The organism is Bacillus cereus (assembly GCF_002561295.1).
Taxonomy (GTDB): Bacteria; Bacillota; Bacilli; order Bacillales; family Bacillaceae_G; genus Bacillus_A; species Bacillus_A cereus_S.
Map to the genome: position 1 here is coordinate 56734 of NZ_NTUG01000009.1, position 12053 is coordinate 68786.

Sequence of the window (12053 nt, forward strand, 5' to 3'; positions counted from 1 at the left end):
GGCAGGCATAAAAAATGACTTCTTATATCGATTACACATCTCCCTCTGTTCGTTTCACTCATGATCTAAGTACGAGTAATTTTTTTAAAAAGGATGGGCAAAATTATATAAATGTGCTGGGGATTAAACAATTAAATACATTAGACAATACATCCTTATTAGATATTTTTCTCAGCGCCGGTAATGTCGTAGAACCCCATGTCCATCAAAACGCTGCTGAACTTGTTTACTGTATTTCTGGAGCAGCTGTCGTTTCATTACTTAACCCATTTACAAATCAAATTCTTAATCTCCCTATTAAACCAGGTCAAGTGGCCAACATTCCCCAAGGTTGGTGGCATTATGAGATCGCCTCTGTAGACAATACCCACTTATTAGCAATTTTTAACGCCCCTACACCCGAAGTTATATTTGGTTCAGATATTTTAAGACTGACACCATCAAATGTAATGGCTCATACTTATTGTCTCGATGAACAAGAGTGGAAGAAAGCAATATCACCTATTCAATCAGCTACCGTAATTGGTCCTCCAGCAAACTGCAATCAAAATCGAAATGCTATGTACAATACACCACCCCAAAATCCAACCTACTCCGAGCGGCCATCCTCTTACTACCAGCAACAATTTCCATTCCCTCCATATTGGGGCTATTAATAAAAATGATAAATGTTTTTCCAAAATATATAATACTTAATGTTAAATTGCCTACTTTCATCTCTCAGTTCCCTATTCATAAAGTGAAACTTTAATCAGTGGGGGGCTTCATCCNNTTTTGCCTCGTCCGAGGGGGGCGAAACGACCGGAGGTTCTAGCCGCTAGAGCTGGACATTGCTTTCCCCGAATTTTGAGGTGGGAGTATTACTGCCCGCAAATAGCGGGATAAATAGATCATATTATCTAAACTACTTCCAACGTTTATACAGCCGTAACAATTACTAGAGTTTTCACATATAATATCTATATATTAAACTGGAGGTGGTGATATCATGAGTAAAGAGTACAATTCTAACAAATATTCTTATAACAAAAGATCTTCCGTTAATAAAGATATCCGCACTTCATCTTCTCAATCTTCAAACTATCAATCATCACAAAATTTATATCAACAAGGATATGTAAAGAAAAAAGGATGTAATTGTGGAAAAAACAAATAGAGTTAATTAAATCTACCGTGTAATATATACACATCAAAAAAGAGTATCCTTAACAGATGCTCTTTTTTGATTAAATCATTAAATAGTTATTAATTTTGAAAGAATACTTGTATAGAAAATATTTGCTCAAAACAAAGTGATTCTATCCAATAATACATTACTTTAAATTGCTTCTTCCTGCATATTTTTCCTAATATGCAGGAAAAAGCAATAAAAAATATTCTCTAAAAATCTGTTTGAATAACGAATGTTTGCAAACGAAAAAATGCGGTTTCTTTTATCAGTAGAAACCGCATTACATCAACATTTATATTTAAATTTTAAACTGACTCGTATACAAACCGTGATAGAATCCTTGTTTTTCAATTAAAGATTCATGATTGCCCCTCTCAATAATTTCTCCGTCTTGAATAACCAAAATTTGATCTGCTTTTTCAATTGTTTTTAATCGATGGGCAATTACAAAACTTGTACGTCCTTTCATCAAATGATTTAATCCAGATTGAATTTGGAGTTCTGTTCTTGTATCAATGTTAGATGTAGCTTCATCAAGAATTAGAATGTCTGCATCTGCTAAAATTGCTCGTGCAATTGCAAGCAATTGCTTTTGCCCTTGACTTAAATTCGATCCTTCTGAGGCAATCTCTGTTTCATATTGCTTTGGTAAATGTTTAATAAAAGAGTGCGCAGAGGCTGCTTTTGCTGCCGCAATCACTTCTTCATCACTCGCATCTAGTCGTCCATAACGGATATTATCCATAATTGTACCTGCAAAAAGATATGTATCCTGTAAGACGACTCCTATTTTGCTCCGTAAGGAACTAATGTCATAATCTTTTATATCTTTTCCATCAATTTTAATTTGGCCTTTATGAATATCATAAAATCGTGTTAATAGATTAATGACAGTTGTTTTTCCTGATCCCGTTGGTCCAACAAGTGCAATTGTTTCTCCTGGACGCGCATGTAAGTTTACATCTTTTAAAATTTCTTTTTCTTTCGTATATCCAAATGATACATGTTCAAAAGCAACATTTCCTTTTAGATTTTTAACAACAAATGCGTCTTTTTTATTTTGAATTTCTGGTACTTCATCCATAATTTCAAAAACTCGCTCTCCCCCAGCCACTGCAGCTTGAATTGTATTCATAAGCGTTGCAAACTGACTGAGCGGTCTTGAGAATTGACGAGAATAGTTAATAAATGCCGCGATGACACCAACTGTTGTCATGCCATTTAAAACCATAATCGCACCTGCCAATATAACAAGTCCCATACCTAAATTATTAATAAAGTTCATACTTGGAAATATAAACGCTGAAAATGTATCAGCTTTTGTAGCAGAAACTCTAAGTTGTTCATTAATCACATGAAATTTATTTACTGTTTCTTTTTCTTTTCCATATAACGTAATAACATCTGAACCTGTAATAGCTTCTTCAATAAAGCCATTCAATTCTCCTAAATCCTTTTGGCGCTTCGCAAAGTTTTTCCCACTATACGTAACAAGTTTTTTTGTTACAAAAAACATGATTGGTACTGTAATAAGTGTCACGATTGCTAAAATCCAATCTAGTGCAAACATCGCAATTGTTACACCAATAAATGTTAGCGCAGACGAAATGATTTGAACGACGCTTTGTGTTAACGCTTGGTTTAAACTATCAATATCATTTGTAACACGACTCATCAAATCTCCCTGTGAACGAACATCAAAGAAGCGAAGAGAAAGCGTTTGGATTTTTTCAAAAATATCTTGCCTTATTTTTTGTATCGTTTTTAATGCAACATTAACCATTAGGAATGTTTGTAGCCACGTTAATAATACTGTAACACCATAAATACCGATAAGCAGCATACACATTCTTGCTGTCCCATTTAAATCTCTTGGCACGATATACTCATCAATAATGACCCCCATATAATATGGGCCTAGTAAACCGAGTAACGTTGTAACAAATACAAGAATAATAACGAACATAAGAGCTGCTTTTTGATACCCCATATAGTTCCAAATTCTCATTACAGTTCCTTTTGTATCTTTTGGTTTTCCTGATTTGGAATTGCTACGTCCGCCTTTATTTCCGAACTGCCCTTGAAAATTACGCATGTTCTTTCCCTCCTTCTTGATGTAAACTACCACCTTGGGAAAGATATATATCTTGATACACTTCACATGTTTCTATTAACTGTTCGTGTGTCCCACTTCCAACTAACTCCCCATGATCTAAAACGAGAATTTGATCAGCATCTATAACAGATGATATTTTTGAGGAAATCAAAAATGTCGTTGTTTCTGTATGTTCTTCTCTCAATGCTTCTTGTATAATCCCTTCTGATTTTGCATCAACAGCCGAGGTCGAATCATCTAATACAAGGATAGATGGCTTTCGAACAAGCGCTCTCGCGATAGAAAGACGTTGTTTCTGCCCACCAGAAAGATTCGTTGCACCTTGCGTTAAGTTATATTGATATGTATTTTCAAGCTTATGAATAAACTCCGTCGCACAAGCTGCTTCTGATGCAGATTCTATTTCATCTTGCGTCGCTTCTTCTTTACCATACCTCATATTTTCTTCAATACTTCCTGAAAACAGCAATGCTTTTTGCGGAACAAATCCAATGGAAGAACGAAGTACCTGTAAATCGTATTCTTTGACATTCACACCATCAACTAAAATTGCTCCTTGATCAACATCATATAGACGAGGTAATAATTTCACTAAAGTAGATTTCCCGCTTCCTGTCGGACCAATTATTCCTATTTTTTCACCTTTTCTTGCGGTAAATGAAATATCGCTTAAAACATATTCATCATTTTTGCTATAACTGTAGCTGACATGCTTAAATTCAATATTTCCATTCACTTTCTCCGGTTGAAATGCATTTTTTTCATTTTCAATATCAACTTTCGTCTCTAGTACTTGTTGTACACGATCCGCAGATGGGAAAGCACGAGCGATTTGAATAAATACCATACTGATTGACATAAGTGACATTAATATAATATTCAAATAGTTAATAAATGCTAAAATTGCTCCAACTTGTAATGTACCGTTAAAAACTTTCACGCCACCTATCCATAACGTCGCTACAATACCGCCATTTACAACAAGCATAATAATCGGCATCATTAATGAAACAATTTGTACCGCCCGAATATTGATGCTAGTTAAGTTTTTATTTACTTTTTCAAACTGGGAAATCTCATGATTTTGTCTTACATACGCCTTTACAACTCGAACACCAGATAAATTTTCTTGTAGTTTCATATTTACTTTATCTAATGCTTCTTGTACCTTCCTAAAAGACCCGCTTGCGTTCCCAGCAATAAAAATAATCGCCACTAACAGAATAGGTACAACAACGAGTAAAATAGAAAATAAGTCTTTTGCTGTTATAAATACAATAATGATACTACCTATAAATAATAAGGGTCCGCGAACAAGAACACGTAATGTCATCGTCATAGCTGCTTGAATAGATGTAATATCATTTGTGACGATCGTTAATAATTTTCCAGTTCCAAATGAGTCCCTATTTTCACTAGAAAACGCTTCGATTTTTGTAAAAACGTCTTTTCTGATATCCGTTGCGAAATTAACAGCCGCTTTCGTAGAATACATCATACATCCAAGCCCGCCAATTAATCCGAGTGCCGCTGCTCCTATCATCAAAATTCCCATTTGAATTACATACTGTAGATCTCGATTTGCAATTCCAACATCAATAATATGTTGCATAATTGTCGGCTGAATTAAGTCCATCGCAACCTCAAGTACCATAAATAGTGGTCCAATAATAGCGAAGAACATGTATGGTTTTAAATACTGCAACAATTTGCGGAATGATTTCATACACTATCTCCTTTTCTTATGAAATTGTCATTTTATAACGCAAATATCACCTTCCTTTTTATTCCTTCATATGAACCTTTCGATTATCATTATTTATATTCTAAACATTAATATTTAACATTATTAAATGATAAATATTAATGTTTAATCCGTCAATCAATCTGTCTTACTTTTATATACATACACCCTTTAATCAACTGCCCATAAAATCCCAATTCGTTCAACCTCTTTACCAGTAATCCTTTATATTCCCGGCTAACTAAATAGATAGTAGGTAAAAATTATTTTATCTTACTCTTACATGTATTGTTCAATAATCAACATACTAAGTGGGAACTAACTTCATTTAAAGTGAGGGTTATATAACCATGAAAAATTATACTACTCCAAAATGTATTATTGTTATTTTTGGTGCGACAGGTGATTTAGCGAAGCGAAAATTATTCCCTTCTCTTTTCAGGCTCTTTCGAAAAGAGAAAATCTCTAATAACTTTGCTGTTGTTGGCGTGGCAAGAAGACCATTATCCAATGAAGAATTTCGTCAAAATGTTAAAGAATCTATCCACAGTATACAAGAGGACGACACGATTCACGATGCATTCGTTTCCCATTTTCATTATCACCCTTTTGATGTAACCAATCTATCTTCTTATCAAGAACTACATAGTTTGTTAACTACTCTAGATGGAGAGTATGCTACTGAAGGAAATCGCATATTTTATTTAGCGATGGCTCCTGATTTTTTTGGCACAATTGCTACAAATTTAAAATCAGAAGGGCTAACCTCAACAGAAGGCTGGATTCGTTTAGTAATTGAAAAACCATTTGGACATGATTATGAATCGGCACAAGCATTAAATGATCAAATTCGTCATGCCTTCACAGAAGATCAAATTTATCGTATTGACCACTATTTAGGTAAAGAGATGGTTCAAAATATTAAAGTCATTCGATTCGCGAATGCAATTTTTGAACCCCTTTGGAACAATCAATATATAGCTAACATTCAAATTACTTCAAGTGAAACTTTAGGAGTAGAAGAACGTGGGCGTTATTATGAAGATTCAGGTGCACTACGTGACATGGTTCAAAATCATATGTTACAAATGGTAGCGCTCCTTGCAATGGAACCTCCAATAAAGCTAACCGCAAATGAAATTCGAAGTGAAAAAGTAAAAGTGCTTCGTGCATTACAACCACTTTCAGAAGATACGGTAGAACAACATTTTGTACGTGGACAATATGGATCAGGTATAGTAGACGGACAAAAAGTAATTGGTTATCGTGAGGAAAACGCAGTAAATCCAGAATCAAATACAGAAACCTTTGTTGCTGGTAAGCTATTGATTGAAGATTTCAGATGGTCAGGCGTTCCCTTCTATATTCGAACCGGGAAGCGTATGAAAGAAAAATCAACCGAGATTATCATACAGTTTAAAAACTTACCAATGAATCTCTATTTTAATACTGAAAAAAAAGTTCATCCTAATTTATTGGTTATTCATATTCAACCCGAAGAAGGAATTACACTACATTTAAACGCACAAAAAACTGACAGTAGTACTACTTCGACACCAATTCAATTAAGCTATTGTAATAACTGCACGGATAAAATGAATACACCAGAGGCATATGAGGTCCTTTTATATGATTGTATGCGGGGTGATTCAACCAACTTTACTCATTGGGATGAAGTATCCCTTTCTTGGAAATTCGTTGATACAATCTCAAATGTTTGGGGTAATCAACAAGCTACAGATTTCCCTAACTACGAGTCTGGATCAATGGGTCCTAAAGAATCTGATGCTCTGTTAGAAAAAGATGGTTTTCATTGGTGGCCAACGATAACCTCTCATTTAAAAGAATGACCACTTACACTTCGCTTAGAGGAAAAGGGGTTCTCAGTTAGAGTGAAGAATTTAAAAAACAACCTCGTTCTTATCAGGACGAGGTTGTTTTTGTGTAAAAAATTCAAAATCACACTATAGTAACCAGTTATTTTTTATCGTTCTTTTCTACACCAATTTAATTTTTATTAGGTGTAACTTTCTCCCTAATAAAAAAATGAATCATTGGCAGAACAAGCAAACTAGCGATTGCACAAATAATCCCTAGTGAAACAAATGGTAATCCTTGACTCAAAGCAAATGCTGCAGTTCCTGAAGCTATCGTCATCCCCACGTACATCGCAGAACTATTCAACGCCATAACAGTCCCTCTTATTGCCGGACTTAATTCAGAAATCAAAGCCGTTAATGACGCTTGACCAAACCCAATAAATATACTCCAAACCATGTGTGCCATAATCGCGATTTTTATATAATCAATATATAGTGAAAATGTAATTATACTAACCGAAGCAATGACACTTGCGATGGAAACCACTATTTTTTTCCCCACCTTATCTGCTAGTTTCCCACCAACTATATTACCAATTACACTTCCTAAGCCAGCAAAGAAAATTACAATTCCAATTTGCCCGATTGTAAACCTGAAATTTCTTTCATAATATACACCTATGTATGAGAACATACCATGTAATCCGACAGTCCATAAAAGTGTTGCTAATAATGCAAAGAAAACAGAGGGATTTGTAAATACGACTTTACATGATTGAATCATTGCTCTCGTTGCAGAAACTGATAACTGATTTTTCGAAACCTCTTTTTCTAACACTTGACTTGCAATCATCGTAACAAGAAAAGCCAATAGTCCAATGAAATAAAATGTCCATTGCCAATTTCCTACCTCAGATAAAAAAGCACCAATAGGTACACCTAATACTGTTGATCCAACCATAGCTCCCATAATCATCCCCATTGCTTTTCCTCGTGACTGGTACGGTACTTTATCTCCTACTAATGCAAATATACTTGGCATTATCATCGCTCCTGATAAACCAGTCAGTCCACGGAACAATAAGATTGTTCCAAAATGATTCGTAAGCCCCGTGCAAAATGTTGCAACCGAAAAAATGATAAAACCTATGACAATCATTTGCTTTCTACCGACTTTATCAGATAATGATCCAAAAAATGGAGCTGTTATTCCATAGCATAGTGCGTACGCTGTAATGAAAAGCCCACCCTTTTCAGTTGGAATTCCTGTTGTTGGTGAAATCGCAGGCAATAATGGTGAAACAATCAAAGAATCTAAACCGATAAAAAAAGCGATAATTGCTAAAATACGTAACATTGATTTTACTTGCATCTTGTATTCCTTCCTTTTATTTCATATATGAAATAAATATTTAAAATTATCCTCACACCTCCTGTTTTATACATGGTATTTTATTTCACATATGAATTATTTATATAAAGAAAAATGTAACAGAGCGTTACACTTTTTCTTATATATCATGCTTAAACTAAATGATGCTTCCATTTTAATAAGAGTTCTTGCAGCTTCTGTTCTTCTTCAGTAGTAAAACAGCTGCAATTTCCTTGTAAAAACCCTTCATACTTCACATCGACTTTCTCTCTAATTTCTTCTCCCTTTTCAGTTAGAAAGACAAGTGTTTCACGTTGATCATTTTGGTTTTTTTCCGTCGCAACATATCCGTCTCTCTTCATCCGCTGAATCATCGTAGTCATATTGCTTGGAACACACCCCATATTTTCAATCAGCTTAGACATCGATACCTTTCCAGACTTCGCAAGCACTTGTATCACACCAAATTGGACGTAACTTATATTATGCTCTTCTATCGCCTTATCCAAATGTTTTTGCAATTGATGATAGACATCTCGAATACTTCCGTATAATTCTCTTTTTTTCATATTCATTCGAAAAAGCCTTTCTTTTTTATTTCATACATGAAGTTTATTCCCATATATTTCATATGTCAAATAAAATAATCTTGTCTAGGTGGATGTTCCCTATACCTCCACCTAGACAAGATCTACACCACTCTCATCTTTTCAATATAATGATGTATATTTTACAAGTTATTTTTTCACTTGTTCCCACCCACTATTAACGTACTTCCTGAAAATGTCTCTTTTTGCATGAAAACGTTATTGACCAATTCCTTCTGTTCCTCTTGTGACATTACACCTTTACCCTCGCCAAGATTTCCGCTTTGTAATTTCCAAATCGTATTATGATCGGCATCAACTTTCTTATATTCCCCTTGTTTCCATCTTTCTAAAATATCTATATATGCATTTTTTTGATTCAAATTACTACTCTTAACAATCTCTATTAAACTTTCAATTCGTTCTTGTGTTATAAAAATATAACCCCATTTTTGATCTGCTTTCACTTTTTGATGCGCCATTTCATGTAATGCGACCTGGACTTTTTCATCAGTCCAATTAAAGTTTTTGTTAAAATCACTATTCGGCAATGAGTAATTCCCATTCTCTAACAGGTTTGCGTTCTCTGCTTTTACTTTACTATCAGCCAACACTTCTACTGCAGGCGCTGCAGTTGGTACTTTTTTAGCAGCTGTTTTACTAGTATTAAGATAATGTAAGATACCGTAAGTAAGTGCCACACCGATTACTGCCATCCCAGCAATTATCCCTAACATTTTTAAAAGTGTTTTCATTGACAATATGTCCCCCCAGCATTCCATCATTCATTTTCTTTCTAGTTATTTTTTATAACTCGTTATAAAAGATTCATTGAAGATGCTTTTTTCACAAAACTCCCCCATCCATTCTCTCCCCCAAGATACTATTTTTACAACATCTTTCACAGGTTCCTTTTATTGTATTTCTTTCCACTTTTATATTGCAAGATTATTCTGTAAAATGATTGTAATTTTCTAACATTCAGATAGGGATTTTTCCACATTTTATCTCTTTTCGCAAAATGTGATTGGCTTTATGTGAACTATACGCTTTAACATCAATTGAATTAAGAAAGTATTTTATTTTAATATCATTTAAATTTGTGCTAGGTTAGTACGTAAGGGAGATGACTGAATATGAGTCTATTACATAAAGGTATAACGTTTCTTCATTTTGATGAAACGTATGAATTACAAAATAAACTCTGTTCTTATCCACATGAAAATATTGATTTTAGACATCTAGAACACTCAAATTTATATTGCGAAAAAAAGACCTTGCATCATATTAAAGAACAATTGCGCAATAGAAAACAAACGGGGGTTACTTTCATCGGTTCAGGTAATTACCATTATGTATCCTATTTACTATTACAAGAAGTTGCAGAACCATTTACACTTATTCTTTTCGATCATCACTCTGACATGGACTTATCCCCTTCTCGAAGAACAACAATGATTTCTTGCGGGTCTTGGGTATCATTTGCCCTTCGAAACAATCCTTTGTTGCAAAAAGCTATAATCATTGGGCCATCTTTTTTTCAAATACAGTCTTCTGTATCGTCAAAAGTGGAAGTGTTTCCAATAGAATCTACACATACAGTCTCCGTAAATACAATTTTGTCACATATAGAAACCAGTACAGTCTATATGAGTATTGATAAAGATGTATTAGAACCTCGTGACGCTATTACAAATTGGGATCAAGGACATATGAATTTATCAACATTATTACAATATGTTCATTCTATAAAAAACAAAACATCCGTTCACGGCATTGATATTTGTGGTGAAATTTCACCCTCATCAACTGAAATATTTTTACCAGCGTACCAAGAAGCTATTATAAAAAATGAAACGGCAAATGAACAAATCTTAAAAACCATCTATCAAACCTCTAAAGATTATAGTCATACGTGATAATCCACAAAAAATAACGAGTACATTGATTGATACAATGCACTCGTTATTTTTTACATTATGAACAATTTTTTCTAAGCAAATGATTATCATCATGATTCAATATTACGCTGTCTTGTTCTTTTTCTCCATATCTGTCTCCATATTACTACCGAAGCAATAGTAAGTAAACATGTAGTAATTACGCTTCCTTCAATTCCAAACGCTCCGCCATGTAATACTTCTGGCCCGCTCGTTGTTGATTTAAATAAAGGGGACGAATATATTGTCATTCCACTTACTGCAAAACCATAAACATTATACTGAGCCCAATTCCAAATAGAATGCCAAGCACATATCCCCCAAAGACTATTCTCTTTTAACACATAAAATGCCGCAAATACACCAACTAATATGATATTTGATATAGAAAGAATTGTAATACCTGGGTTAAGTAGATGGAGGAATCCAAACACTAATGAGGTAACAACGATTCCAACCCATATCCGGCTTCTAACTGAAATAACTGGAAATAACCAACCACGTATAACGATTTCTTCTGTAGCGCCTTGTACTAAAAATGCAACTAAAGAGCCTAGAATACCAAATATGACAGTGGTAGTAATGGGCTGAATTTGCAACTGTACAAATCCTGTTATAACAAGGAGTAATACCGGTATTGATATAAATATAAACCCTACTATAGCTCCCTTTACATACTTTCTTAAGAATTGTTCTTTCCCAAAGCCAATCGATGAAAATGGGCGTTTCTCTACAAACCGAACCCATAAAAAAACAATTACAGTTGCTCCTCCAAATATGAGTAACATTTCTAAATCATTATAAATACCCTTCATAAATGTCGTTTCTGCTTTTGGCAAGAACAACATAAATAAAATAAACAATTCACCGAGAGTTAAAAATACAACCGATAATATTACTGCTAAAATTGGATGTACTTTCTTGCGTCCTTCCTTTGCTGCTTCGATTGTTTTAAATCGACTATTGTTCAACGTCCTTCCTCCCTTTCTTTTTTAATTTCCACCTATTACAGATATTTCCTGTTCTACATTACATCTATTATTTCCCATAATTTTAAATACAGCAAGGACTGCTACTTATAATTACCTAGGGGATGTTTAAATTAGAAATAATACATTCATAAAAAGGACCTTATTCTTTCATTTTGTTAGATGCACGCTATATAATCCCCCCCTTGTTGCAGTAACGTTATTGAAACATATGCCGGCATAAAAAACCATTTGTTTCCAACACTTGCTATTTCCCACCATTTGTTGTAAGATAGGTCTTAAGGTCAAATTTATAAAAGTTTCACTTTACATAT

At 34.2% G+C, this 12053-nt stretch carries 10 protein-coding genes; 4 read left to right on the top strand and 6 right to left on the bottom strand.

Annotation, left to right across the window (positions count from 1 at the left end; genetic code table 11):
• Positions 1-14 precede the first annotated feature (14 nt).
• Positions 15-656 carry a cupin domain-containing protein gene (locus CN373_RS07420; RefSeq protein WP_000205127.1) on the top strand — a complete coding sequence of 214 codons (642 nt, stop codon included), beginning with the start codon at positions 15-17 and terminating at the stop codon, positions 654-656.
• 332 nt (positions 657-988) lie between these two features.
• On the top strand, positions 989-1156 hold the full coding sequence (locus tag CN373_RS25500) for a hypothetical protein (protein WP_165770739.1): 168 nt from the start codon (positions 989-991) through the stop codon (positions 1154-1156).
• Positions 1157-1469: 313 nt separating this feature from the next.
• Here the strand turns inward: CN373_RS25500 and CN373_RS07425 are convergent, their stop codons facing one another.
• Together CN373_RS07425 and CN373_RS07430 are read right to left on the bottom strand one after the other, a co-directional pair.
• A complete protein-coding gene (locus tag CN373_RS07425) occupies positions 1470-3266 on the bottom strand; it encodes an ABC transporter ATP-binding protein (protein WP_001243574.1) in 1797 nt (598 codons plus the stop codon).
• The gene (locus CN373_RS07430; protein WP_000834803.1) at positions 3259-5013 is read right to left on the bottom strand and encodes an ABC transporter ATP-binding protein; all 1755 of its coding nucleotides are present in this window, start codon (positions 5011-5013) and stop codon (positions 3259-3261) included. Before CN373_RS07430 ends, CN373_RS07425 begins: the two co-directional genes overlap by 8 nt.
• Before the next feature lie 368 nt (positions 5014-5381).
• On the opposite strand from CN373_RS07430, the gene zwf reads away from it, so the two are divergent.
• A complete protein-coding gene (gene zwf, locus CN373_RS07435; RefSeq protein ID WP_000801065.1) occupies positions 5382-6881 on the top strand; it encodes a glucose-6-phosphate dehydrogenase in 1500 nt (499 codons plus the stop codon).
• A gap of 157 nt (positions 6882-7038) precedes the next feature.
• Here zwf and CN373_RS07440 read toward each other — a convergent pair whose 3' ends face one another.
• The 3 genes from CN373_RS07440 to CN373_RS07450 all read right to left on the bottom strand — a co-directional run bounded on the left by CN373_RS07440 (position 7039) and on the right by CN373_RS07450 (position 9565).
• On the bottom strand, positions 7039-8223 hold the full coding sequence (locus CN373_RS07440; RefSeq protein ID WP_098359024.1) for an MFS transporter: 1185 nt from the start codon (positions 8221-8223) through the stop codon (positions 7039-7041).
• A 152-nt stretch (positions 8224-8375) separates the two neighbouring features.
• Entirely contained in the window at positions 8376-8798 is a 423-nt protein-coding gene (locus CN373_RS07445) for a MarR family winged helix-turn-helix transcriptional regulator (RefSeq protein ID WP_001056336.1), read from the bottom strand.
• Between the two features lie 170 nt (positions 8799-8968).
• Positions 8969-9565, bottom strand: coding sequence for a PRK06770 family protein (locus CN373_RS07450; protein ID WP_000854490.1), 597 nt, complete (start codon positions 9563-9565; stop codon positions 8969-8971).
• Between the two features lie 381 nt (positions 9566-9946).
• Here CN373_RS07450 and CN373_RS07455 point away from each other — a divergent pair, with 381 nt between their 5' ends.
• Positions 9947-10729, top strand: a complete 783-nt coding sequence (locus CN373_RS07455; RefSeq protein WP_000054622.1) for an arginase family protein — start codon at positions 9947-9949, stop codon at positions 10727-10729.
• Between the two features lie 92 nt (positions 10730-10821).
• Here the strand turns inward: CN373_RS07455 and CN373_RS07460 are convergent, their stop codons facing one another.
• Positions 10822-11721 (bottom strand): CPBP family intramembrane glutamic endopeptidase, encoded by a 900-nt coding sequence (locus tag CN373_RS07460; RefSeq protein ID WP_001065988.1) that lies wholly within the window; start codon positions 11719-11721, stop codon positions 10822-10824.
• Between the last annotated feature and the right edge of the window lie 332 nt (positions 11722-12053).

Coding starts and splice junctions, on each gene's coding strand:
- CN373_RS07420 (WP_000205127.1), top strand. CDS start 15: ATGACTTCTTATATCGATTACACATCTCCCTCTGTTCGTTTCACTCAT.
- CN373_RS25500 (WP_165770739.1), top strand. CDS start 989: ATGAGTAAAGAGTACAATTCTAACAAATATTCTTATAACAAAAGATCT.
- CN373_RS07425 (WP_001243574.1), bottom strand. CDS start 3,266: ATGCGTAATTTTCAAGGGCAGTTCGGAAATAAAGGCGGACGTAGCAAT.
- CN373_RS07430 (WP_000834803.1), bottom strand. CDS start 5,013: ATGAAATCATTCCGCAAATTGTTGCAGTATTTAAAACCATACATGTTC.
- zwf (WP_000801065.1), top strand. CDS start 5,382: ATGAAAAATTATACTACTCCAAAATGTATTATTGTTATTTTTGGTGCG.
- CN373_RS07440 (WP_098359024.1), bottom strand. CDS start 8,223: ATGCAAGTAAAATCAATGTTACGTATTTTAGCAATTATCGCTTTTTTT.
- CN373_RS07445 (WP_001056336.1), bottom strand. CDS start 8,798: ATGAATATGAAAAAAAGAGAATTATACGGAAGTATTCGAGATGTCTAT.
- CN373_RS07450 (WP_000854490.1), bottom strand. CDS start 9,565: ATGAAAACACTTTTAAAAATGTTAGGGATAATTGCTGGGATGGCAGTA.
- CN373_RS07455 (WP_000054622.1), top strand. CDS start 9,947: ATGAGTCTATTACATAAAGGTATAACGTTTCTTCATTTTGATGAAACG.